The organism is Bisbaumannia pacifica (assembly GCF_007989625.1).
GTDB lineage: Bacteria > Pseudomonadota > Gammaproteobacteria > Pseudomonadales > Halomonadaceae > Bisbaumannia > Bisbaumannia pacifica.
Genome location: NZ_BJUK01000004.1, coordinates 103,343 through 127,489, shown reverse-complemented (window position 1 = coordinate 127,489; position 24,147 = coordinate 103,343). Strand labels below are relative to the sequence as shown.

Genomic DNA, 24,147 nt, shown 5'->3' with positions numbered 1-24,147 from the left:
GAGCCCCGATGACCCCGACCCAGCGTCGCCTGCGCCGCCTTGCCCTTGCCCTGATCGCCCTCGCCCTGTTGGCGCTGCTGGCCTGGGCCCTGCGCCCGGCGCCTCCCGCGGTCAATACCGCCCTGGTGAGCCGAGGCCCCTTCGAGGAGAGCGTCCGCGAGGAGGGGCGCACCCAGTTGCGGGACAGCTACGCCATCACCGCCCCCATCGCCGGCTACCTGCGGCGGGTCGAGCTGGAGGTGGGCGACCCGGTGGCGGCGGGGCAGCCGCTCTTCTATCTGGAACCGAGCCCGGCCCCGGCCCTGGACGCCCGGGCCCGCCGTCAGGCCGAGGAGCGGTTGCAGGCGGCCCGGGCCCGCTGGCGCGCGGCCCAGGCCCGGCTGGAACAGCAGCAGGCGGCACGCCGCTTCGGCGATGCCGAATACCAGCGCCAGGCCCGGCTGCAGGAGCGCCAGCTGGTCTCGCCCACCGAACTGGAGCGCTACCGTAGCGAGCGCGACCGCCAGCGGGCCCTGGAACGCGCCGCCCAGGCCGAGGTCGAGGCGGCCCGCTCCGAGCTGGCCGGCGCCCAGGCGGCGCTATCGGTGGTCGGCGGTCAGCGGGAGGGCGCCACCGTCCCCCTGGCCGTGCCCTCCCCCATCGACGGCCGGGTAATGGCGCGCCAGCGCTGCTGCGAGGGCAGCGTCCGCGAGGGCGAGCCGATCCTCACCCTGGGCCGCCTGGCGGACCTGGAGGTGCGGGTGGACCTGCTCTCCATGGAAGCGGTGCGGCTGCGTCCCGGCATGGCGGTGCGCCTGCTGGCCTGGGGCGGCGAGCCCCTGCCCGGCCGGGTCAGGCGCATCGAGCCGAGCGGCTTCACGCGCCTCTCGGCGCTGGGGGTGGAGGAGCAGCGGGTGCCGGTGATCGTCGACTTCGCCGCCGGGGTCGACCCGACGGTCCTGGGCCTGGGCAGTGGCTTCCGAGTCGAGGCGGAATTCCTGCTCTGGGAAGACGACGCCACCCTGCAGCTGCCGACCAGCGCCCTCTTCCGCCAGCAGGGCGAGTGGAGCGTCTTCCGGGTGGAGGGCGAGCGCATCCACCTGCACCGGGTGACGCCGGGACGGCGCAGCGGCCTGACGACCCAGTTGCTCGAGGGCCTGGCCGAGGGCGAGCGGGTGGTGATCCACCCCGGCGAGCGCCTCGACGATGGCCTGCGGGTGCGCCTGGACGACTGAGCGACTCCCCGCCTAGGCTGGTGGCAGCTTCCCCCTGGAGAGACCCCATGCGGCTATTTCGCGTCCTGATCGCCGGCCTGCTGGCCGCCCCCTTGTCCCTCCCGGCCGCCGAGGTGGTTCACGAGCACCTGACCAGCGACCACCACGACTTCCGCCTGGTGCGCCTGGCCGACGGCCTGAACCACCCCTGGTCGCTGGCCTTGCTGCCCGACGGCCGGCTGCTGGTCAGCGAGCGCGGCGGCCGCCTCTGGCTGCTGGAAGGCGACACACGTCGCGCCCTCGACGGCCTGCCGGCGGTCTCGGCCCGCGGCCAGGGCGGCCTGCTCGATCTGGCCCTGCCTCCCGACTTCGGCGGTGGCGACGGCGACAACGACTGGCTCTACTTCACCTACTCGCGTCCCGGCCCCGGCGGCAGCGCCACCGCCCTGGCCCGGGCACGACTGGGTGATGCCGGCCTGACCGAGCTCGCGACCCTCTTCGTCCAGGACCGCTACTCCGACCCGGGCCGCCACTACGGCGGCCGCCTGGCCTTCCTCCCCGACGGCAGCCTGGCGATGAGCATCGGCGACCGCGGCCGCGATCCGTCGCGGGCCCAGGACGGCGGCGATCATGCCGGCGGCGTGCTACGCCTGAGCCAAGAGGGAGGCGTGCCGGCGGATAACCCCTTCGTCGACGACGACGCCGTGCTCGACGAGCTCTATAGCCTCGGCAACCGCAATATCCAGGGCCTGACGGTGGACGGCGAGGGCCGCCTCTGGGCCAGCGAACACGGCCCCCGGGGCGGCGACGAGCTCAACCGCATCGAGGCCGGCGCGAACTACGGCTGGCCGGAGGTGAGCCGGGGCCGGGACTATGTGACCTTCCTGCCCATCGGCGACGACAGCCGCCCCGGGATGCGCGACCCGGTGCATGTCTTCGAGGGGCGCTTCGCCCCCTCGGGGCTGGCCTGGGTGAGTGGCGACGCCTTCCCCGGCTGGCGGGGCCACCTGCTGGCCGGCGGCCTGCGCAGCGAGCGCCTGGTGCGCCTGGTGGTCGACGGCGACCGGGTGGTGGAGCGCGAGGTGCTGCTGGAGGGCGAGATCGGCCGTATCCGCGACGTGCGCGTTGGCCCCGACGGCCGCATCTACCTGCTCAGCGACGCGAGCGATGGCGGCCTCTACCGGCTGGAACCGCGGGCGTAGCGCGGGCGTAGCACGCGATTAACGCTCGTCCCCTGGACCGCCGAAGGTCTTGCGCCACTCCCGGGGGCTGACCCGGTAATGTTGTCGGAACTGCTGGCGGAAGGCGGTGGCGGTCTGGAAACCGCAGCGCTCGGCGACGCGTTCGATGGGCAGGGAACTGGTCTCCAGCAGCTCACGGCTGCGCCGCAGACGCTCGTGGATCAGCCACTGCCCCACCGTCATGCCGGTGGCCCGGTGGAAATGGCGGGTAAAGGTACGCCGACTCATGGCGGTGCGGGCGGCCAGGGCATCGAGGGAGTGCGCCTCGGCCAGGTGTTCGCGCAGGTAGTCGAGCAGGCGGTTGATCTGGGCATCCTGGGTGGAGATGGCCACCGGCTGCTCGATAAATTGCGCCTGGCCCCCCTCCCGATGAGGAGGTACCACCAGCAGACGGGCCACCTGGTTGGCGATGCCCGCGCCATGATACTCGCGCACCAGGAACAGGCAGCAGTCCAGCCCGGCGGCGGTACCGGCGGAGGTCACCAGGCGATCTTCCTCTACATAGAGGGCATTGGTATCCAGGCCGACCTCGGGGAAGCGGCGACCGAAGTCCCGCTCGGCCACCCAGTGGGTGGAGGCCCGCCGGCCATCCAACAAGCCGGCATAGGCCAGGGCATAGGCGCCATAACAGAGTCCCACCACATGGGCGCCCCGCCGATGGCAGCGTATCAGTGCCTCGGACAACTCTGGCGCCGGCGGCTCGTCCAGGTCGTGCCAGCCGGGCACCACGGCGATATCCACCTCTTCCAGCAGCTCCAGGCCACCATCGGGGCGTACCGTCATGGCCCGCTCGGCCTCCAGGGGCTCTCCCTCCGGCCCCACGATAAGCAACTCGAACAGGGGCCGCTCGGACCAGGCCATGCCGAACACCATATAGGGCACCGAGAAATGAAAGGGGCTGAAACGCGGATAGAGAATCAGTCCCACGCGGGGCAAGGACATGATTCACCTCCCGAGGGTTAGGAGGCCAGTCTGACATGTTGGCCCAAAAGTTTCGAATACCGACTCACGGGCCAATTTTCCGGCCGAGCCGATCCGCCTAGAGTGTTCTCACCGACCACGACACTCAGGAGACCCCAGATGTCACCCAAGCCCCTCACCGCTTCCCTGCTGCTGGCCACGGCCCTGGTCGCCGGCGGCGCCCAGGCAGAGGCGGACGCCCCCACCCAGCAGGTACAGCAGATTCGTAATGCCACGGTGAAGCTCACCTATGATGAGACCACCTTCCTGATCGACCCGATGCTGGCCGAACAAGGCGCCTACCCGGGCTTCGAGGGCACCCATCGCAGCGAGCTACGCAATCCGCTGGTGGGGCTGCCAATGCCCGTCCAGGAGATCATCGACGGCGTGGACGCGGTGATCGTCACCCATACCCACCTGGATCACTGGGACGAGGCGGCCCAGGCGCTGCTACCCAAGGAGATCCCGCTATTCGCCCAGCACGCGGCCGATGCCGAGCTGATTCGCGCCCAGGGCTTCACCGACGTGCGCGTCCTCGAGGACAGCGCCGAGTTCCGCGGAGTCAGCCTCCACCGCACCGGCGGCCAGCACGGCTCCGACGCCATCTATGCCGTCCCCGAGCTGGCGGCACTCCTGGGCGAGGTGATGGGCGTGGTCTTCGAGGCCCCGGGCCAGCCGACCACCTATGTGGTCGGCGATACGCTCTGGCACGACGAGGTCGACCGGGCGCTGGAACGCTACCGGCCCGAAGTGATCGTGCTGAATGCCGGTGCCGCCGAGGTCGACGGCTTCGAGGGAGACCCCATCATCATAGGCAAGGAGGACACCCTGCGCGCCTATCGAGCGGCCCCCGAGGCCACCATCATCGCGGTGCATCTGGACGCCGTGAACCATATGACCCTGAGCCGCGACGAGCTCCGCGAGTACGTGAGCGAGCAAGGCATCGAGGATCGCGTGCGAATTCCTGCCGACGGCGACGTCATCAGCGTCGGACCGGACCACGCCGGGCGGTAATACCGGCCTCGCCTCGGCTCCGAGCGGTCTGAGGCGTGTACCGAAAACGGACAGCTCTGTACACTGCTCGCTCTTTCCCGAGCGAGAGCGCCGCCATGCCCACCGCCGATAACGCCACCGATACGCCCGCCAAGGGCTCCCGGGACGCCTGGCTCGAGGCGGCTTTCGAGTTGCTGCTGGAATCCGGCGTGGACAGCGTGCGCATCCTGCCCCTGGCCAAGCGCCTCAAGCTCTCGCGGACCAGCTTCTACTGGTTCTTCAAGGATCGCGAGGCGCTGCTGGAGGCACTGATCGAGCGCTGGCGGGAGAAGAACACCCGGGGCCTGGTACGCCAGAGCGAGGCCTATGCCGAGAGCATCGTCGAGGCGGTCCTCAATGTCTTCGACTGCTGGCTGGACCCCACCCTCTTCGACGCCCAGCTGGAGTTCGCCATGCGCAGTTGGGCGCTGCAGTCCGCGGCCGTGACCCGGGAGATCGACGCCGCCGACGAGGCGCGCATCGAGGCGCTGACGCGGCTGTTCGTCGCCCACGGCTATGACGGCCTGGCGGCCAATGTGCGCGGGCGCACCATCTACCTGACCCAGATCGGCTATATCTCGATGAAGACCCGGGAGTCGCTGGCGGTGCGCATGGCGCGCATCCCCGCCTATGTGGAGATCTTCACCGGCCAGCCCCCCACGGAACGGGAGCTCAAGCGCTTCCATGCCCGGCATGGCTATATGCCATCATCGAACGCCGACCCGGGCACTTCCTGACCCGAGGCATCCCTCCTACGACATCGACATACAGGATTGCGCCGGCGACCGAGCCCGTCGGCGTCCCGTCCTGGCCATCCTGCGCCGCCGAATGTACACCTATGAACACTATGAATACGGTACTGCACATTCGGACCGCCCCGCCCTCGAGAACAACCACCACCACGAGGCTCGACCATGACCAACGACCCGCTGCTGCAACCCTTCCGGCTAAAGCACCTGACCCTGAAGAACCGCCTGATGATGACCGCCCACGAGCCCGCCTACCCGGAAGACGGCATGCCCAAGGCACGCTATCGCGAGTATCACGTCGAGCGGGCGCGAGCCGGCATCGGTCTGACCATGACCGCGGGCTCGGCGGCGGTGGCCCGGGACAGCCCGCCGGTATTCAACAATATCCTCGCCTACCGGGACGAGGTGGTGCCCTGGCTGCGCGAGCTCGCCGACGCCTGCCACGAGCACGGCACCGCGGTGATGATCCAGCTCACCCACCTGGGACGGCGCACCCGCTGGGACAAGGGCGACTGGCTGCCGGCGGTGTCGACCTCGCACCGCCGCGAGGCTGCCCACCGCGCCTTTCCCAAGCGGGTCGAGGCGTGGGATATCGAGCGCCTGATCCAGGACTACGCCGATGCCGCCGAGCGCATGCAGGCCGCGGGCCTCGACGGCATCGAGCTGCAGGCCTACGGCCACCTGCTGGATCAGTTCTGGTCGCCGCTGACCAATACCCTCGACGCCCCTTACGGCGGCAGCCTCGACAACCGGCTGCGCTTCGGCTTCGAGGTGCTCAGCGCCATTCGCCAACGGGTCGGCGACGACTTTATCGTCGGCGTGCGCTACACCGGCGACGAGCGATTGGAGGGCGGCTTGACCGCCGAGGAAGGATTGGAGATCTCGCACCGCCTGAAGGCCAGCGGCCTGGTCGACTTCCTCAACGTGGTGCGCGGGCATATCGACACCGACCCGGGGCTCACCGATGTGATTCCCATCCAGGGCATGCCCAGCGCCCCGCACCTGGACTTCGCCGGCGAGATCAAGCGCCGGGTCGACTTCCCCACCTTCCACGGCGCCAAGATTCAGGACGTGGCCACCGCCCGTCACGCCATCGCCTCGGGCAAGGTGGACGTGGTCGGCATGACCCGCGCCCATATGGCCGACCCGCATATCGTGCGCAAGATCGTGGAAGGTCGCGAGGAGACGATCCGCCCCTGCGTCGGCGCCAACTACTGCCTCGACCGCATCTACCAGGGCGGCGCCGCCTACTGCATCCACAACGCCGCCACCGGGCGGGAAACCACCCTGCCCCACACCATCCCCAAGGCAACGCAGCAGCGTCGGGTGGTGATTATCGGCGCCGGGCCCGCGGGGCTGGAGGCCGCCCGGGTCGCCGCCGAGCGGGGGCATCGGGTGCTGGTGCTGGAGGCCGCCAGCGATGCCGGCGGCCAGGTGCGCCTCACCGCCCAGAGCGAGCGGCGCCGCGAGATGCTGGGCATCATCGACTGGCGCCTGGCCCAGTGCGAGGCCTTGGGCGTCGAGATCCGCTACAACGTCTGGGCCGAGGCGGAGGACGTGCTGGCCGAGGCCCCCGAGGTGGTGATCGTCGCCACCGGCGGCTTCCCCGCGGAGGATCAGCCGGCGCAGGGCCACGACCTGGTGATCACCAGCTGGGACATCCTCTCCGGCCACGTGGCACCGGGAAAGCGGGTGCTGCTGTTCGACGAGGCCGGCGACCACGCCGCCCTGCAGGCCGCCGAGATCATCGCCGCCAGCGGCGCCGAGCTCGAGATCATGACCCCGGACCGTACCTTCTCGGCGGAGATCATGGCCATGAACCTGGTGCCTTACATGCGCGCCCTGCAACGCCCCAACGTCACCTTTACGCCCACCTACCGGCTGGACTCCGTGCGGCGCGACGGCGGCGAACTGCTCGCCACCATAGGCAGCGACTACCTGGACCTGGATCACCAGCGACGCCTCGACCAGGTGGTGGTCAACTACGGCATCACGCCGATGGAGGAACTCTACGTGGCACTCAAGCCGCACTCCCGCAACGCTGGCGAGGTGGACTACGACGCCCTGATCGCGGGCAAGCCCCAGGCCGTCACACGCAACCCGGCCGGGGGATTCCAGCTATTTCGGATCGGCGACGCCGTGGCGCCCCGCAATACCCATGCGGCCATCTACGACGCCCTACGGCTAGTCAAGGAGCTGTGAGGCCAAGGCCCAACGCCAACGGGCGCCCCATCAGGGGCGCCCATTGGCTATTTCACGAGCTGAGACAAGGCCTTAGTCGGCGGCGGCACGGGCCTCGGCGAGCCAGGCATCGAACTGGTCGCGATGCGCTTCTATCCACTCGGCGGCGTGACGGCGAATGTCCTCGGGGCTGGCCTCGCCCTCCTGCATGCGCAGGTTCTGGGCGCTCTCGTCCTCGGTGGTGAGCTGCACCCGGGCGAGAAACTCGCGGGCGGCGGGATTCTGCTCGGCGAAGTCGCGATTGAGCAGCGCCTGGAGGGCATCCACCGCGAAGCCCAGGTTCTGGCCATTGAAGTGGGTATTCACGTCGTTGTTGCCGTCCGGCAGCGAGGTATGCGGCACCTCCAGCCAGACCACGTCCTCACCCGGCACCAGCACCCCGGAGATCCACTGCGGCACCCAGGTATAGTAGAGGATCGACTCGCCTTGCTCGTGGCGAGCGATGGTGTCGGCCATCCGCGAGAAGTAGGGGCCACGATGATGGGTGACGGTGTCCGCCAGGCCGTAGGAGAGCAGGTGGTAGTCGATCACCTGCTCGCAGCCCCAGCCGGGATTGCAGCCGGTGAGGTCGGCCCGGCCGTCGCCATCGACATCGAAGAGCGCGGCGATCTCCGGGTCACGCAGGTCCTCGAGGGAACTGATGCCGTGCGCCTCGGCGGTCGCCCGGTCGATCAGGTAGCCCTGGAGCACCCCGGGAATGATCTCGCCGGCCTTGACCAGGGCCTCGTCGCCGCCGACCTGCTGATAGAAGTCGTCGTGGAGCTTGTCCCAGGCATGGACGGTGAAGTCTCCCTCGCCATAGGCCAGGCCCAGGAGGATGCCGGCGTATTCGGTCTCCCGGGGCGCCTCCACCGCATAGCCCAGCTCCTCCAGGCCCATGATGGCGATCTGGCCGCGGAAGTGCTCCTCGGCCACCGAGGGGAAGATGGGAGTTACGCTCACGCCCTCCCCCGGCCGCGCCTCGGCCAGGGCGGGCAGCGGCGTCAGGGCGGCGGTGGCCAACGCCAGGGCGGCCAGCAACGGTTTCCTGCGAATCAACGTCATGACTTACCTCGTTGTTGTGGTTATTGCGGTCGTGCGATCCGGCGCCGGCCCCAGGAGACCCGGGTGTCGGCGCCGGGGTGAACAACCAAGACAAGCCGCCGGGGCGTTCGCCCCGCTTGGCTTCGTCGGTCAGGTTGCAAAAAGCCCCATGTCGTTGAGACGGCATGGGGCGCTTTTATCGATCGCGGGCGGGGACTTTGGGAGACACCGAGGGGCGATCAGTAATCGACCACCACGTCGCCCAGCGGCTTGCTGCAGCAGGAGAGGATATAGCCCTCGGCCACGTCCTCGTCGGTGATGCCGCCGTTGTGCTCCATGTCCACCTGGCCGGCGGTGAGGGGCACCCGGCAGGTACCGGGGGAAAAGAGCCCCATGCCGCAGGCCAGGCCTGCGGCATCTGTACCTCAGTAATCGACCACCACGTCGCCCAGCGGCTTGCTGCAGCAGGAGAGGATATAGCCCTCGGCCACGTCCTCGTCGGTGATGCCGCCGTTGTGCTCCATGTCCACCTGGCCGGCGGTGAGGGGCACCCGGCAGGTACCACAGATCCCCATGCCGCAGGCCTTGGGAATATGCAGCCCCAGCTTGGCGGCGGCGGTGTGCACGGTCTCGCCGGGCTGGATGCGCACGCTCTTGCCGGTGGAGGCGAACTCGACGCTGTACATATCGGCGATATCCAGCTCTTCGGCCTCCGCCTCGGCCTGCTCGGCATGCTCCAGGGCCTCCTCCTGCACATCGGCCGGGGTCTCTCCGAAGGACTCCTCGTGGTAGTGGCTCATATCGAAGCCGTTCTGCCGGAGCAGGTTCTTGACGGCGTTCATATAGGGGGTGGGGCCGCAGCAGAAGATCTCCCGATCCATGAAATCGGGGGCCATCAGCTCGAGCATCGCCTGACTCAGGTAGCCGCGGAAGCCGGCCCAGGCCTCACCCAGTTCGTCGCTGCGCTCGCAGATGATATGCAGCTTGAACTCGGGAATCCGCGAGAAGATATGCTCGAGCTCGCGGTGGAAGATCACGTCCTTGGGGGAGCGCGCGCTGTGCACGAACTCGATGTCCACCAGGGAGTTGGTATCGAAGAACCAGCGCGCCATGGACATCAGCGGGGTGATGCCGACGCCGCCGGAGAGCATCAGGATCTTCTCCGCCGGGTAGTCGATGCAGTTGAAGTTGCCCACCGGGCCGTGCACCGCCAGCTCGTCATTGACGCGCAGGTTGTCGTGCAGCCAGTTGGAGACGCGGCCCCCGGGCACCCGCTTGACGGTGATCGAGAAGCTGTAGGGCACCGAGGGGGAGCTGGAGATGGTGTAGGAGCGCATCACCTGCTCGCCGTCGATCTCCAGCTCCAGGGTCACGAACTGCCCCGGCTTGAAGAAGAACATCACCGGCTGCTCGGCCATGAAGCAGAAGGTACGCACGTCCCAGGTCTCCTGGATCACCTTGACGCAGCGCACCAGGTGGCGGCCATTGGTCCAGGTCTGGGTGGTGACGGGGTTGAGGAAGTTCATTGTCATTATCGGTTCGCCTGGGCTGCACCATGGGGGCTGTCTCCGACCGCGGTGCCACCGCTTGTCGTTGAGCGAATTTTGCGCCAAGGGATAGCGTCATCACATGCCTGTTCACGACACGGGCATATCCCTGGCATCCAGGCCCCGGGGGCGTAATTTCGCCCGGCGTCGCCGGCGTATCACCTTCTGTCGCCAGCAGATAACTGCCTGTTGCGACTCTGATCCACACTCGCCGCAAATCAGGGGCACGCCGATGCAGCGCGCCCTGCCGCTGACGAAGCTCACAATCAACAATGACTCGGCCTGACCCGCCGCCTGTAATGAGGATGTGCCCCATGGAATCCAAGCCCCTCGCTCGTCTGGACGATCCGCTGGCCCCCGCCCGGGAAGCCACCGCAGAGATGCTGCGCAGTCGTCAGCGCAATTTCTCCCTGCCCCAGCCTTTCTACAATGACGAGCGTGTCTTCGCCCTGGATATGCAGGAGATCTTCGGCAAGGAGTGGCTCTTCGCCGGCATGACCAGCGAGATTCCCACCAAGGGCAACTTCATGACCGTGGAGATCGGCGACAACCCGGTGATCCTGGTGCGCGGCAATGACGGTCAGGTGCATGGTTTCCACAACGTCTGCCGTCACCGCGGCTCGCGGCTGTGCGTCAAGGAGAAGGGCAAGGTCGCCAAGCTGGTCTGCCCCTACCACCAGTGGACCTACGAGCTGGACGGCCGCCTGCTGTTCGCCGGCTCCGACATGGGCGAGAACTTCGACCTCAACCAGTACGGCCTCAAGCCGGTGCAGGTGAAGACCGGGGGCGGGTTCATCTTCGTCAGCCTGGCCGACGAGCCGCCGGCCATCGACGACTTCCTGGCCACCCTGAATCACTACCTCGAACCCTACGACATGGAGAACACCAAGGTGGCGGTGGAGTCCTCCATCGTCGAGCAGGCCAACTGGAAGCTGGTGATCGAGAACAACCGCGAGTGCTACCACTGCAACGGCTCGCACCCGGAGCTGCTCAACTCCCTGCAGGAGTTCGACGACACCGACGATCCCCGCGCCACTCCCGCCTACAAGGCCCTGGTGGCCCAGAAGCAGGCCGACTGGGACGCCCAGCAGGTGCCCTGGCAGCTCAAGCGCTTCGGCAAGCGCAATCGCCTGACCCGCACCCCGCTGCTGGACGGCGCCGTCTCCATGACCATGGACGGCAAGCCCGCCTGCCAGAAGCTGATGGGGCGCATCCAGAACGCCGACCTGGGCTCGCTGCGCATCCTCCATCTGCCCAACTCCTGGAACCACTTCATGGGCGATCACGCCATCGTCTTCCGGGTACTGCCGCTGGGGCCCCAGCAGACCCTGGTGACCACCAAGTGGCTGGTGCACAAGGACGCCGTGGAAGGGGTCGACTACGATCCCGTCGAGATGCGCAAGGTGTGGGACGCCACCAACGACCAGGATCGTCGCCTGGCCGAGGAGAATCAGCGCGGCATCAACTCCAAGGCCTACGAGCCGGGCCCTTACTCCGAGACCTACGAGTTCGGCGTGATCGACTTCCTCGATTGGTACGGCGAGCGCCTGCTGGAGAACCTCGGCAGCACCGCCCCGGAGCTCAAGGTGGTGCAGGGCTAAGCCCCTTCGTTCTGCCCCGTCATAACCCAACAGGCCCGCCATCGGCGGGCCTGTTGCTTTCCGGCCGCAGGACCGAAACAGACGCGGCGCCCCAGGGGGCGCCGCGCTCTCACTAAGCCGGATGGCTCAGCAGTGGTGGTGTTGTGGGAACTCGGTTATGCCGAGTGATAGGCCAGGGCGCCTGACGGCGCCAATCGCTCAGCGGAGCTGAGCTCCCACAGGAGATCGGCGATTAGCCTAACGTAGCCCCGGCAGCAGGTAGCGCTCCAGGGCCTGGCGCACCGAGGGCAGCATCACATCGGTCTGTTCGCTGAGCTCGCGCACCAGGTCCTGGAGGCCGGGCACCCCCACCTCCACGTGCTTGAGCAGCGCCATGCGCGCGCAGGTCTCGGGACAGGCCCCCTCGGGGATGCGAATCCCCAGGGCCACCAGGCGATTGCGGAAGTCTTCGCCATCGATCAGGTCGGCGATCATCATGGGTTGGCCCTCCAGTCGTGGGGCGGGTCAGGGGCGAGACCGGACGACGCCGGCCCCGCCCGGTGCTCAGGCCGCGTCGGCCGGACTCAGGCGACAGGCCGCGTATTTGAATTCCGGAATCTTCCCATAGGGGTCGAGGGCCGGGTTGGTCAGCAGGTTGGCGGCGGCCTCCCCGTAGCAGAAGGGCACGAAGACCATGCCCTCCGGCATCGCCGGATCGATCCGCGCCCTGAGGGTGATGGCCCCCCGGCGGGTGGTGATGGTCAGCGCATCCCCCGGGGCCAGGCCCAGCCTCGCCAGCTCCCCGGGCGCCAGGCTGGCCACCGCCTCCGGCTCCAGGTCGTCGAGCACGGTGGCCCGGCGGGTCATGGAGCCGGTATGCCAGTGCTCGAGCTGTCGCCCGGTGGTCAGCACCGTGGGGAAGGCATCATCCACCGGCTCGTCCGGCGGCAGCGGCCGGGTGGGCGAGAATTTCGCCCGCCCGCTGGCGGTGGGGAAGGCATCGCTAAAGACCACGTCGGCGCCCGGGGCATCCTCCGCCGGGCAGGGATAGGTCACCGACTGCTCCCGCTCCAGGCGCTCCCAGGAGATATGGTCCAAAGACGGCATGCCGCGCTTCATCTCGGCGAAGACGTCCCGCGGGTGCTGGTAGTCCCAGCCCAGGCCGAAGCGCTTGGCGATCTCCTGGATGATCCACCAGTCCGGCTTGGCCTGCCCCGGCAGCGGCAGGGCCGCGCGGCCCAGCTGCACCTGGCGGTTGGTGTTGGTGACGCTGCCGTCCTTCTCCGGCCACGCCGAGGCCGGCAGGATCACGTCGGCGAACTGGGCGGTCTCGGTGACGAAGAGGTCCTGCACCACCAGGTGCTCGAGCTCGCCGAGCGCCTGGCGGGCATGCTCCAGGTCCGGGTCGGACATCGCCGGGTTCTCGCCCTGGATATACATGCCCTTGATGGTGCCGGCATGGATGGCATCCATGATCTCCACCACGGTGAGGCCCGGCTCCGGGTCCAGGGGCGTGTTCCACAGCTCCTCGAAGGCGGCGCGCACCTGGGCGTCGCTGACCGGCTGGTAGTCGGGCATCACCATGGGGATCAGGCCCGCGTCGGAGGCGCCCTGGACGTTGTTCTGGCCGCGCAGCGGGTGCAGGCCGGTGCCGGGGCGCCCGGTCTGACCGCAGGCCAGGGCCAGCGAGATCAGGCAGCGGGCGTTGTCGGTGCCGTGAGTATGCTGGGAGATGCCCATGCCCCAGAAGATCATCGCCCGCTCGGCGGTGGCGTAGAGCCGCGCCACCTCGCGGATGGTCTCCGGCTCGACGCCGCATAGGCCGCTCATCGCCTCGGGGGTCATGTCCACCACATGGGCCTCGAGGGCCTCGAAGCCCTCGGTGTGCTGGGCGATATAGGCCTCGTCGTAGAGCCCCTCGGTGATGATCACATTGAGCATGGCGTTGAACAGCGCCACGTCGGCCCCCGGCGAGAAGCGCACGCTCCGGTGGGCATAGGCATCCAGGGCCTGGCCACGGGGGTCGAGGATCAGGATCTTGGTGCCGCGCTTGGCGGCCTGCTTGAAGAAGGTCGCCGCCACCGGATGGTTCACCGCCGGGTTGCAACCGGTGAGGATCACCACGTCGGCCTCGCTGGCCTGCATAAAGGAGGCGGTCACGGCGCCGGAGCCGATGCATTCCATCAGCGCCGCCACCGAGCTGGCATGGCACAGCCGGGTGCAGTGGTCCACATGGTTGGAGCCGAAGCCGGTGCGCACCAGCTTCTGGAACAGCCAGGCCTCCTCGTTGGAGCACTTGGCGCTGCCGAAGCCGGCCAGTGCCGCCGGGCCGTGGGCCGCCTTGAGGTCGACGAGCCCCCGGGCGGCGACGTCCAGGGCCTCGTCCCAGCTCGCCTCGCGGAAGTGGGTCAAAGGATTCGCCGGATCGAAGGCCGGATCGATGCCCTTGGCGATCCTGGGCTTGCGGATCAGCGGCGTGGTCAACCGCGACGGGTGACGCGGGTAGTCGTAGCCGAAGCGCCCCTTGACGCACAGGCGGTTCGCGTTGGAGGGGCCGTCACGCCCCTCCACGAAGAGGATCTCGTCGTCCTTGATATGGTAGGTGAGCTGGCAGCCCACCCCGCAGTAGGGGCACACCGAGTCGACGCGGCGGTCGGCCGCCGCGGAGTCGCCATGGCCCGCCTGGTCGACCAGGGTGGCGGGCATCAGGGCACCGGTGGGGCAGGCCTGGACGCACTCGCCGCAGGCCACGCAGGTGCTGTCGCCCATGGGGTCGTCGAAGTCGAAGACGATCTTCGAAGCCGAGCCGCGGTGGGCCAGGCCGATGACGTCGTTGACCTGCACCTCGCGACAGGCGCGCACGCAGAGGTTGCACTCGATGCAGGCATCGAGATTGACGCGCATGGCGGAGTGGCTGTCGTCATGGCCCTGCGCATGCGTGAGTGAGTCCTCACGGGGGGCCACATGATGCACCGCGCCCTGGCGACGGGTCGGCAGCCGCTCACGCACCGCCGTGGCGTCGATGGCCAGCTGGTCGGCCATGGCCCAGAAGTGGCTGGAGCGATCGGGACTGTCGTCACGCGCCGGCTGGTCGACCAGCAGCAGCTCCATGACGCCTTCCCGGGCGGTGCGCGCCCGCTCGGAGTCGGCGCTCTTGACCACCATGCCCGGCGCCGCCTCGCGCAGGCAGCTGGCGGCCAGGGCGCGCTCGCCCTCGATCTCCACCATGCAGGCGCGACAGTTGCCGTCGGCGCGGTAGCCGCTGGCGTCCTTGAAGCAGAGGTGCGGAATGGTCTCGCCGGCGCGCTTGGCCACCTGCCAGAGGGTCTCGCCCCGGTAAGCGCTCACTTCCACGCCATCCAGGGTCAGGGTAAAGCCTGTGCTTGAGCTCGGTTCGGTCATGCTCATCTCCCTTACCCCTTGACGATCACGTTCTGGGCGGCGAGTTCACCGCGGAAATCCTTGAGCAGCCCCAGCACCGGGTTGGGGGCCGCCTGACCGAGGCCGCAGATGGAGGCGTCCATCATCACCTGCGACAAGCGCGTCAGGACCTCGGCGTCCCATTCGTCGCCCTCGAGCAGGGTCAGCATCTTCTCGGTGCCCACCCGGCAGGGCGTGCACTGGCCACAGGACTCGTCGGCGAAGAAGGCCAGCAGGTTGGTGGCCACGGCGCGCAGGTCGTCCCGGTCGGAGAGCACCATCACCGCCGCCGAGCCGATAAAGCAGCCGTGCTCCTGGAGGGTATCGAAGTCCAGGGGGATGTCCGCCTTGGCGGCCGGCAGGATGCCACCGGAGGCGCCGCCGGGCAGGTAGGCGGCCAGGCGATGGCCGTCGGCCATGCCGCCGCAGTACTCCTCGATCAGCTCGTTGAGGGTGATGCCCGCCGGGGCCAGGTGCACCCCGGGTCGCTTGACCCGGCCGGAGACCGAGAAGCTGCGCAGCCCCACCCGGCCATGGCGGCCCTGGCTCGCGAAGGCCTCGGCGCCGCGCTGCCAGATCAGCGGGATCCAGTAGACGGTCTCCACGTTGTTGACCAGGGTGGGGCGGTCGAAGAGGCCCTTCTGGGCGACGAAGGGCGGACGATGGCGGGGCTTGCCCGGCTTGCCCTCCAGGGACTCGATCATCGCCGACTCCTCGCCGCAGATATAGGCGCCGGCGCCACGCCGCACCACGATATAGCCCGGTGCCACCAGGCCGGCGGCCTCGAGTTCGGCGATCGCCTCGCGCAACACGCCATGCAGGCCCGGGTACTCGTCGCGCAGGTAGATATAGAGGGCCTCGGCCTCCACCGCCCAGGCGCTGACCAGGGCACCTTCCAGGAAGCGATGCGGGGCCCGCTCCAGGTAGTAGCGATCCTTGAAGGTGCCGGGCTCGCCCTCGTCGGCGTTGATGGCGCAGTAGCGCGGGCCCGCCTCGGCACGCACGAAGTGCCACTTCTTGAAGGTCGGGAAGCCGGCACCGCCCAGGCCGCGCAGGTTGGCCTGCTGCATCGCCTCCATCAGCGCCTCCACCGTCACCGCGCCGTCGTGGCAGGCCTGGAGCAGCTCGAAGCCACCCTCGCAGCGGTAGGCATCGAGGCGCTGCCAGTCGATGGACTCGGGATGCGTCTCGCCGGCCTCGATGGCCGCCCGCACCCGGGCCGCATCGGCCCGGCCCAGGTGGCGATGGCCCACCTCCACCACCGGCGCCGTGTCGCAGCGCCCCATGCAGGGCGCCCGCAGTACCCGCACCGCCTCGGCGTCGAGGCCCGCTTCCAGCTCGGCGCGCAGCGCCTCGGCGCCGGCCAGTTGGCAGGAGAGCGAGTCGCAGACGCGGATGGTCAATGCCGGGGGGGCCTGCTGGTCGTCATGCACCACGTCGAAGTGGGCGTAGAAGGTCGCGGTCTCATAGACCGCCGCCATGGGCAGGTTCATGAAGCTGGCCAGGGCGCGCAGCTCCACCATCGCCAGATGGCCCCGGGCATCCTGGATGGCATGCAGGTGTTCGATCAGCAGGTCGCGGCGGCGCAGCGAGGCATCCTGGCGCTCGTCGCCGAGCAGCTCACGCAGCCCGGCCAGGGCGGCGGGGTCGAGCTCGCGGCCACGGGGCTTGCCGCGGAAGCGGCGCGTGGGGGTCACGGTCTGGACGGTCATGATGGGCTCGTTGTTATCGGTGGTACCTCAATTATCGGCATGGTGGCACCACCCCCGCCACCGGGCAATCGTCTGCGCCGACAGGGCGAGCGAGCAGGCATGTCGAGGTCGCTCTGAGTTAGCCCCTCCTCCGCCATGGGCAGCCTCCTTCGCCCTCGGCGCGGATATGTGCAGGTCGCTTTCACGACACCCCCCACGGCGAACAGCGCCAAGAATGCCCTGGGTCCCCGCATCTCAAAGGGGGCACCCGTGACAATAACAACGAGGGCTTTCCATGAAGCAAGACGATGCGCCGGTCTTGACCGCCGGCCAAGACAACAAGCAGATCATGGGGCTGGACTTCCACAACCCCGTCTTCCCCCTCTCCGCCTTGGCCATCCTGGCCTTTATCCTCTACGCCCTGATCTACCCCGATGCCGCCAACGGCCAACTGGGCGCCGCCCGCGGCTGGTCCATCGAGCATTTCGACTGGCTGTTCATGATCGCCGGCAACTTCTTCGTGATCTTCTGCCTGGCGCTGGTGCTGCTCCCGGTGGGCCGCATCCGCCTGGGTGGCGCCCAGGCGCGTCCGGAGTACTCCCGGCTCTCCTGGTTCGCCATGCTGTTCGCCGCCGGCATGGGCATCGGCCTGATGTTCTGGAGCGTGGCCGAACCGGTGGCCTACTACACCGACTGGTACGGCACGCCGCTGAATGCCGCCGCCGGCACCGCCGAGGGCGCCAGCGCCGCCATGGGCGCCACCATGTTCCACTGGGGCCTGCACCCCTGGGCCATCTACGGCGTGGTCGGCCTGTCGCTGGCCTTCTTCGCCTATAACCGCGGCCTGCCGCTGACCCTGCGTTCCGCCTTCACGCCGCTGCTGGGCCGGTACACCCGGGGCTGGATCGGCCACACCATCGATATCGTGGCGGTGCTGGCGACCATCTTCGGCCTGGCCACCTCCCTGGGCTTCGGCGCCTCCCAGGCCGCCGGCGGCCTGGCCTATCTGTTCGATATTCCCAATACCCTGGGCACCCAGATCGCGATTATCGTGCTGGTCACCGTGGTGGCGCTGTTCTCGGTATGGCGCGGCATCGACGGCGGGGTGAAGCTATTTTCCAATATCAATATGGTGATCGCCCTGGTGCTGCTGCTGTTCGTGGTGTTCACCGGCGGCACCCTGCTGTTCGTCAATGGCCTGGTCACCACCACCCTGGATTACCTGGGGCATATCGTGCCGCTCTCCAACTGGATCGGTCGCGATGACACCACCTGGTACCACGGCTGGACGGTCTTCTACTGGGCCTGGTGGATCTCCTGGTCGCCCTTCGTCGGCATGTTTATCGCCCGCGTCTCTCGCGGCCGTACCGTGCGGGAATTCCTCACCGCCGTGCTGCTGGTGCCCACCCTGGTCACCATCGTCTGGATGAGCGCCTTCGGCGGCACCGCCCTGCGTCAATCCGCCGAGGGCGTCGGCGAGCTGGCCAATGGCATCGGCGATGTCTCCCTGGCGATGTTCCATATGCTCGAACAACTGCCGATGACCACCCTCACCTCCAGCCTGGCGATCGTCCTGGTACTGGTGTTCTTTATCACCTCCTCCGACTCCGGTTCCCTGGTGATCGACAACATCACCGCCGGCGGCAAGACCGATGCGCCGCGCAGCCAGCGGGTTTTCTGGGCCACCCTGGAAGGGGTGATCGCCGGGGTCCTGCTCTACGGCGGCGGCAGCACCGCCCTCAGCGCCCTGCAGGCGGGCGCCGTGGCCACCGGCCTGCCCTTCACCCTGGTGCTGCTGGTGATGTGTTTCAGCCTGGCGCTGGGGCTGCGCGAGGAGCAACGCAACCAGCGACTGGCCACCGTCTGACGCCGCATTAACCACAGGATCGATACCCTGCCGGGGGAGGAGCGTTGGCGACTCCCCTGGCATTCCCTGTATAAAGCGTCACAATATTAGGGTGTCATGGCGTCTGACGAACAATCACAACGGCCGCCGACCCAGGAGGGCAAGATGTACAAGAAGATCATGGTTCCGGTGGACCTGGCCCACCTCGACCAGTTGGCCAAGACCCTGCGAGTCGTGGCCGATCTGGCCAACTTCTACCAGGCCGAGGTCTGCTATGTGGGGGTCACCGCCTCGACCCCGGGCAGCCTGGCCAGGACCCCGGAAGAGTACCAACAAAAACTCGATGCCTTCGCCAAACAGCACACCACAGAGCATGGCCAGCCGGTCAGTGCTCGCGTGGTGATCAGTCACGACCCCGCCGTCGATCTCGACGATGTCCTGGTCCAAGCGATCGAGGACGTCGGCGCCGACCTGGTGGTCATGGGCACTCACCTGCCCCGCCACCTGGATGCCCTTCTGCCGGCGCATGGCGGCAAGGTCGCGACCCATACTCAAGCGTCCATCTTCCTGGTACGCGCTTAAGTTTCGAAGTCCCAAAGACGGAGAATATCTGTGGCTACACATTCCAACGATCCCAATGCCAGGGAACGGAGCCAAGGCTCCGAAGGCATCCCGGCCCCGGAAGGGCCGGCGAACCTGATCGATACCGACTACGTGATCGGCCAGGATAACGTCACATCATCCAAGTTCGGCATCGACTTCGATCTCCACGGCAAGGTCTTCACGGTCTCGTCCCTGGTGATCCTGTTCTTCGTGATCATCACCCTGGCCCTACAGGATCAGGTATCGCCGATCTTCGATGCCATCTTCGCCGTGCTGACCGGAAACCTCTCCTGGTTCTTCCTGCTGGCGGCCAATATCTTCGTGGTGCTGTCGGTGGCGCTGATCTTCACGCCCCTGGGCAAGGTGCGCATCGGCGGCGCCCATGCCACTCCCGACTTCTCCTACGCGGGCTGGTTCGCCATGCTCTTCGCGGCGGGGATGGGCATCGGCCTGATGTTCTATGGCGTCTCCGAGCCACTGACGCATTTCGGCACCGCCCTGGACGGCGTCAGCATCGGCGAAGACGGCGTGCGCACCGACTGGTCGCCGCTGGGCGCCGCCGCCGGTGATACCGAGGGCGCCATCAGCCTGGGCATGGCCGCGACCATCTTCCACTGGGGCCTGCACCCCTGGGGGATCTACGCCGTGGTGGCCCTGGCCCTGGCCCTGTTCTCCTACAACAAGGGCCTGCCGCTGACCATGCGCTCCATCTTCTACCCGATCCTGGGGGAGCGCGTCTGGGGCTGGCCGGGCCATGTGATCGATATCCTGGCGGTGTTCGCCACCCTCTTCGGCCTGGCCACCTCCCTGGGCCTTGGCGCCTCCCAGGCCTCCGCCGGTCTCGACTACCTGTTCGGGATCCCCAACACCAACGCCACCATGGTGGTGCTGATCCTCGGCATCACCCTGGTGGCCTTGGGCTCGGTGATGCTGGGCGTCGACAAGGGCGTGCAACGCCTGTCTCAGGTCAACATGGTGCTGGCCTTCCTGCTGCTGGCCTTCGTGGTCGTCGTCGGCCCGACCCTGCTGATCGCCACCGGCTTCTTCGAGAACCTGGTCGCCTATGTGGTGAACCTGCCGGCGCTCTCCATGCCCTTCGGCCGCGAGGACGCCAACTTCAGCCAGGGCTGGACCGCCTTCTACTGGGCCTGGTGGATCTCCTGGTCACCGTTCGTCGGCATGTTCATCGCCCGCGTCTCGCGTGGTCGCAGCGTGCGTGAGTTCCTGATCGCCGTGCTGCTGGTGCCCTCCGTGGTCTCGGTGCTGTGGATGACCGCCTTCGGTAGCACCGCCATCGACCAGTTCGTCACCGACGGCTTCGAGGGCGTCAAGAACGCCGCCCTGGAGATCCAGCTGTTCGAGATGCTCGGCCAGCTGCCGCTCACCGCCATTACCTCCTTCGTGGGGATCGTGCTGGTGATGGTGTTCTTTATCACCTCCTCCGACTCCGGCTCCCTGGTGATCGACTCCATCACCGCCGGTGGCAAGGTGGACGCACCCAAGCCCCAGCGCGTCTTCTGGTGCCTGATCGAGGGCGCCATCGCCATCGCCCTGCTGCTGGGCGGCGGGCTGACCGCCCTGCAGACCGCGGTGATCACCACCGGCCTGCCCTTCACCCTGGTGCTGCTGGCGGCCTGCTATGCCATCGTCAAGGGGCTGATGAGCGAGCCTCGCGGCTGATCGCTGCTCGACGAGCACGGCAACATGACCAGGGCGGCCTTCGGGCCGCCCTGGTTTTTTATGGTTTATTGAAAAAGGGGATTAACTCCACAGGCTGCCGATCGGCGTCTCCGGACGGTAGTGATTGGCGACCTGGGCCTGGAGCAGCTCCGCGGTGGCCAGGGCATCGATCAGTGCATGGTGCCCCTGGTAGGGGGGCAGGCCGTAGCGCTCGCGGCTGTTGTGCAGGCGGATGGAGACCGGCGGGCGCCCCAGCCAGCGGCGGAAGCGCGCCCACAGCGACTGGCGATGGATGCGCGCCTCCAGGGACATGGTATCGATCACCGGAAACTTGAACTCCTCCCCCAGCCGGCCCTGGATCGCGGAATTGAGGAAGGGGCGCTCGATATGCCGATAGTGCACCACCGCCAGGCGCCCGCTGAGCTCCGCCAGCAGGTCGTCGAAGATCGCCTCCAGGTCGGGCGCCTCGGCCACCTCGGAGTGGGTGATGCGATGCAGGGCCACCGACTCGCGACTCAGCGGCCGCGGCGGGCGCACCACCCAGTAGCGCCGCTCGGCCAGGCAGATGCGGTTCAGGGTGAAGGGCACCAGGCCGATGCTGACGATGGCGTGGCGACTGGCGTCGAGACCGGTGGTCTCCATGTCCAGGGCCACCAGGGTGGCGTCGCCGATGGGCGTCTGGGGGTCCAGGGTGCCGGCGGCAAAGTAGCGGGCCAGGCGCGGCTCCTTGCACACCGAGGCCCGCCCCCGCAGGTACTCGGGCCAGCGCTGGCGATCGGGTTCGGCCCCGCGCAACGAGACCATCCTAGCGACCCCGGGACGGAATCGGATAACGGAACTTCATGAACTTCTGGGCGTTGCTGAGCACCTGGAAGGCCTCCTTGAGGTTATGCCGCTCGCTATCGGAGACATTGGCCGGCTCGATATTGTTGTCCGGCTCGCGTTCCTCCTCGATATCGATCACCTGGTGGCGAATGCGCACCATGGCGATGAATTCCAGGGCGTAACGGATCTTGTCGCCGGTGCCGGCGGGCAGCAGCTGGGTCCTGGCGATATCGTCGAGGCGCTCGAAGGAGTTCTGGGCCCGGGAGCCGCAGGCCAGGGCATGGACCCGGATCAGGTCCACCAGGGGCGCGGTGCCGCGCCGCTTGAGGTTGATGGAGTTGTTCTGCTTGCCGTCCTTCTCCATCACGAAGGTGCGGAAGAAGCCCAGGGGCGGCGTGCGATTCAGGGCATTGCGGGCCATGGCAGCGAGGAACAGCGGGCTCCTCGCCGCGTGCTCCGCCACCAGGTCCTGGAGCTGCTCGGCGAAGGCCTCCTCGCCGTAGACGCTGTCCAGGTCGAAGAAGATCGAGCTATGCAGCAGGTGCTCGGGGTTGGGGTTGTCGATCCAGTCGCTGAAGTAGCGCTTCCACACCGCCAGGGGCTGTCGCCACTTGACGTTGGTGGCCATGATATCGCCCTTGCAGTAGGTATAACCGCAGGCATCCAGGCCATCGGAGACCCGTTGGGCGAGGGCCAGGAAATAGGCGTCGTGCTGCGCCGGGTCGAAGGCGTCGTCGAGCACCAGGGCATTGTCCTGGTCGGTGACGATGCTCTGCTCGTTGCGGGCCATGGAGCCCATGGCCATAAAGCAGTAGGGCACCGGCGGCGGCCCCAGCTCTTCCTCGGCCAGCTCGAGCAGGCGTCGGGTGAAGCTGCGGCCGATGGTGGAGAGGGCGCTGCCCACCATCTGCGAGTTGGCCCCTTCGTGGACCATGCGCACGAAGGCGGCGCGCACGTCCGGCTCCAGCCGCGCCAGCCCCTTGGGGCCGGGCTGGCTGAAGATATTGCTGACCAGGTAGAGGCTGGAATGGGTCTCGTAGCGGATGATGTCCGAGAGGTGCAGCACCCCCAGGGGGCGGCGACGATGCAGCACCGGCAGGTGGTGCACGTTGTTGCGCAGCATGCTGAGCATCGCCTCGTGCACCGACTCGTCGGACTGGATGGTGATCAACGCCTCGGTCACCACCTCGCCCAGCGGCGTGGCGGCGCTGAGCCCCTCCGCCAGCACCCGGTTACGCATGTCCTGGTCGGTGAGGATGCCCACCAGGGTATGGGACTCCCCCTGGCGATCGACGAAGGTGCGCCGTGGGTCCTCCTCTTCGCCGGGGTCGGCGATCACCAGCACCGAGGAGACGTTCTCCTCGTGCATGCGCCGCGCCGCCTCCTGGACGCTGGCGTGTACATCGACCAGCAGCGGCTTGCGGGTGAGCAACTTGCGCACCCGGGTGATCATCATGTCGTTGCTCTTGTGCTGCTCCTCCACCACCGCCTTGAGTCGCGAGCGGCCCAGCTCCACGAAGTCGGCGAAGTGATCGTCCACCTCGCAGAGGCGCTGGAAGATCTCGTCGGGCACGAAGTAGATCAGGGTGTCTTCGATGGCGGTAGCCGGAAAGCGCACCCGGTGATTCCGCAGCAGGCTGAACTGGCCGAAGATATCGCCCTCGCCCAGGCAGTTGTAGAGGTCGCCGTTGCGGCGATAGATCTCCACGGCGCCGCTGCGAATATAGAGCAGCTCGTTGAGGGGCTCATCGAGGCTGAGGATCTCGGTGCCGGCCTTGAAGTAGCTGACCTCCACCCGCCCGGCCAGCTCGTCGAGCAGGTCGTCGGAGAGCCCGTCGAAGGGCGCATGACGCGACATATGCTCGCGGACTTCCAGCAGTTCCACTTCCATGGGGCAAGGCCTCCGGCTCCGACGCTTTGACTTTCAGTCTCCCTTGGCCCCGTCAGCCTGTAAACCCCCGCCGGCGTTCCGAAAGCGACGCCCGCCCAACGCAAGACGGGGCCGCCCGAAGGCGGCCCCGTCACTGCAGATGGCGGCTCTCGACCGGAGCCGACCCGCTGGCCGAACTCAGGACTGTTCGGCCATCGCCTGCACCCGCTCCAGCAGCTCGGGGTCCTGCTGGATGGCCTGGCCGATGGCATTGAAGGTGTCCACCTCGAGGCCCGTGGCCTCGACTTCCTCGACCATCCGCTCGTTGGCCTCCAGGCGGATCTCCTGCTGGGCGGCCTCGTCTTCGGCGTCCTGCAGGCGCTGGGTGTACTCCTGGGAAATGGCGGCAATCTCCTGGGAGGCATCGGCGAACTGCTGCAGCTGATCGTCGGAGAAGTTCTGGGCCGCCTGAGCCTGCGGCTGAGCGGCCTGGGTGGCCGGGTCATCCTGGGCCATGGCCCCGGTGGCGGCCATCAGGCCGGCGCTCAGCAGTGCGGCGGAAAACAGGGCGGTCATGCGTTTCATCCAATACCTCCGGGGAACTGACAATGTATGCGCCTAGTGTGACGGCATCGTCGGCATGAGG

At 67.9% G+C, this 24,147-nt stretch carries 19 protein-coding genes; 9 read left to right on the top strand and 10 right to left on the bottom strand.

Annotated features, from left to right (window positions below; genetic code table 11):
• Nucleotides 1–8: 8 nt before the first annotated feature.
• On the top strand, nucleotides 9–1,214 hold the full coding sequence (locus HPA02_RS02775) for an efflux RND transporter periplasmic adaptor subunit (protein WP_146801547.1): 1,206 nt from the start codon (nucleotides 9–11) through the stop codon (nucleotides 1,212–1,214).
• Nucleotides 1,215–1,261: 47 nt separating this feature from the next.
• Nucleotides 1,262–2,395, top strand: coding sequence for a PQQ-dependent sugar dehydrogenase (locus HPA02_RS02770; RefSeq protein WP_146801546.1), 1,134 nt, complete (start codon nucleotides 1,262–1,264; stop codon nucleotides 2,393–2,395).
• 18 nt (nucleotides 2,396–2,413) lie between these two features.
• Here HPA02_RS02770 and HPA02_RS02765 read toward each other — a convergent pair whose 3' ends face one another.
• Complete coding sequence (locus HPA02_RS02765) at nucleotides 2,414–3,376, bottom strand: GlxA family transcriptional regulator (protein ID WP_146801545.1); 963 nt, start codon at nucleotides 3,374–3,376, stop codon at nucleotides 2,414–2,416.
• 138 nt (nucleotides 3,377–3,514) lie between these two features.
• On the opposite strand from HPA02_RS02765, the gene HPA02_RS02760 reads away from it, so the two are divergent.
• From HPA02_RS02760 to HPA02_RS02750, 3 genes are all read left to right on the top strand, one after another.
• A complete protein-coding gene (locus HPA02_RS02760; protein ID WP_146801544.1) occupies nucleotides 3,515–4,408 on the top strand; it encodes an MBL fold metallo-hydrolase in 894 nt (297 codons plus the stop codon).
• Nucleotides 4,409–4,503: 95 nt separating this feature from the next.
• Nucleotides 4,504–5,163: a TetR/AcrR family transcriptional regulator gene (locus tag HPA02_RS02755; protein ID WP_146801543.1), complete on the top strand. Its 660-nt coding sequence runs from the start codon at nucleotides 4,504–4,506 to the stop codon at nucleotides 5,161–5,163.
• Nucleotides 5,164–5,340: 177 nt separating this feature from the next.
• The gene (locus tag HPA02_RS02750; protein WP_146801542.1) at nucleotides 5,341–7,377 is read left to right on the top strand and encodes an NADH:flavin oxidoreductase; all 2,037 of its coding nucleotides are present in this window, start codon (nucleotides 5,341–5,343) and stop codon (nucleotides 7,375–7,377) included.
• A 72-nt stretch (nucleotides 7,378–7,449) separates the two neighbouring features.
• Here HPA02_RS02750 and proX read toward each other — a convergent pair whose 3' ends face one another.
• From proX to gbcB, 3 genes are all read right to left on the bottom strand, one after another.
• Nucleotides 7,450–8,460 (bottom strand): glycine betaine/L-proline ABC transporter substrate-binding protein ProX, encoded by a 1,011-nt coding sequence (gene proX / locus HPA02_RS02745; RefSeq protein WP_146801541.1) that lies wholly within the window; start codon nucleotides 8,458–8,460, stop codon nucleotides 7,450–7,452.
• A 218-nt stretch (nucleotides 8,461–8,678) separates the two neighbouring features.
• Entirely contained in the window at nucleotides 8,679–8,834 is a 156-nt protein-coding gene (locus HPA02_RS02740) for a 2Fe-2S iron-sulfur cluster-binding protein (protein ID WP_371832414.1), read from the bottom strand.
• 30 nt (nucleotides 8,835–8,864) lie between these two features.
• Nucleotides 8,865–9,971 carry a glycine betaine monooxygenase reductase subunit gene (gbcB, locus tag HPA02_RS02735; RefSeq protein WP_146801540.1) on the bottom strand — a complete coding sequence of 369 codons (1,107 nt, stop codon included), beginning with the start codon at nucleotides 9,969–9,971 and terminating at the stop codon, nucleotides 8,865–8,867.
• A gap of 329 nt (nucleotides 9,972–10,300) precedes the next feature.
• Between gbcB and gbca the strand changes: the two genes are divergently transcribed.
• The gene (gene gbca, locus HPA02_RS02730; RefSeq protein WP_146801539.1) at nucleotides 10,301–11,587 is read left to right on the top strand and encodes a glycine betaine monooxygenase oxygenase subunit; all 1,287 of its coding nucleotides are present in this window, start codon (nucleotides 10,301–10,303) and stop codon (nucleotides 11,585–11,587) included.
• Between the two features lie 237 nt (nucleotides 11,588–11,824).
• Here gbca and HPA02_RS02725 read toward each other — a convergent pair whose 3' ends face one another.
• The 3 genes from HPA02_RS02725 to HPA02_RS02715 form a co-directional block, all read right to left on the bottom strand.
• Nucleotides 11,825–12,064: a hypothetical protein gene (locus HPA02_RS02725; RefSeq protein WP_146801538.1), complete on the bottom strand. Its 240-nt coding sequence runs from the start codon at nucleotides 12,062–12,064 to the stop codon at nucleotides 11,825–11,827.
• Between the two features lie 66 nt (nucleotides 12,065–12,130).
• Nucleotides 12,131–14,968 (bottom strand): formate dehydrogenase subunit alpha, encoded by a 2,838-nt coding sequence (fdhF, locus tag HPA02_RS02720; protein WP_146801537.1) that lies wholly within the window; start codon nucleotides 14,966–14,968, stop codon nucleotides 12,131–12,133.
• Nucleotides 14,969–14,979: 11 nt separating this feature from the next.
• Nucleotides 14,980–16,698, bottom strand: coding sequence for an NADH-ubiquinone oxidoreductase-F iron-sulfur binding region domain-containing protein (locus HPA02_RS02715; RefSeq protein ID WP_146801536.1), 1,719 nt, complete (start codon nucleotides 16,696–16,698; stop codon nucleotides 14,980–14,982).
• Nucleotides 16,699–16,972: 274 nt separating this feature from the next.
• Here HPA02_RS02715 and HPA02_RS02710 point away from each other — a divergent pair, with 274 nt between their 5' ends.
• The 3 genes from HPA02_RS02710 to HPA02_RS02700 all read left to right on the top strand — a co-directional run bounded on the left by HPA02_RS02710 (nucleotide 16,973) and on the right by HPA02_RS02700 (nucleotide 20,806).
• The gene (locus tag HPA02_RS02710) at nucleotides 16,973–18,544 is read left to right on the top strand and encodes a BCCT family transporter (protein ID WP_146801535.1); all 1,572 of its coding nucleotides are present in this window, start codon (nucleotides 16,973–16,975) and stop codon (nucleotides 18,542–18,544) included.
• 144 nt (nucleotides 18,545–18,688) lie between these two features.
• Nucleotides 18,689–19,105 carry a universal stress protein gene (locus tag HPA02_RS02705; RefSeq protein ID WP_146801534.1) on the top strand — a complete coding sequence of 139 codons (417 nt, stop codon included), beginning with the start codon at nucleotides 18,689–18,691 and terminating at the stop codon, nucleotides 19,103–19,105.
• A 30-nt stretch (nucleotides 19,106–19,135) separates the two neighbouring features.
• Nucleotides 19,136–20,806 carry a BCCT family transporter gene (locus tag HPA02_RS02700; protein WP_146801533.1) on the top strand — a complete coding sequence of 557 codons (1,671 nt, stop codon included), beginning with the start codon at nucleotides 19,136–19,138 and terminating at the stop codon, nucleotides 20,804–20,806.
• 81 nt (nucleotides 20,807–20,887) lie between these two features.
• On the opposite strand, the gene HPA02_RS02695 is transcribed toward HPA02_RS02700, so the two are convergent.
• The 3 genes from HPA02_RS02695 to HPA02_RS02685 form a co-directional block, all read right to left on the bottom strand.
• Nucleotides 20,888–21,601 (bottom strand): 3'-5' exonuclease, encoded by a 714-nt coding sequence (locus HPA02_RS02695; protein ID WP_371832413.1) that lies wholly within the window; start codon nucleotides 21,599–21,601, stop codon nucleotides 20,888–20,890.
• A 10-nt stretch (nucleotides 21,602–21,611) separates the two neighbouring features.
• Nucleotides 21,612–23,522 carry a DUF294 nucleotidyltransferase-like domain-containing protein gene (locus HPA02_RS02690; protein ID WP_146801531.1) on the bottom strand — a complete coding sequence of 637 codons (1,911 nt, stop codon included), beginning with the start codon at nucleotides 23,520–23,522 and terminating at the stop codon, nucleotides 21,612–21,614.
• Nucleotides 23,523–23,699: 177 nt separating this feature from the next.
• Nucleotides 23,700–24,086, bottom strand: coding sequence for a DUF4168 domain-containing protein (locus HPA02_RS02685; protein WP_146801530.1), 387 nt, complete (start codon nucleotides 24,084–24,086; stop codon nucleotides 23,700–23,702).
• Nucleotides 24,087–24,147: the final 61 nt, after the last annotated feature.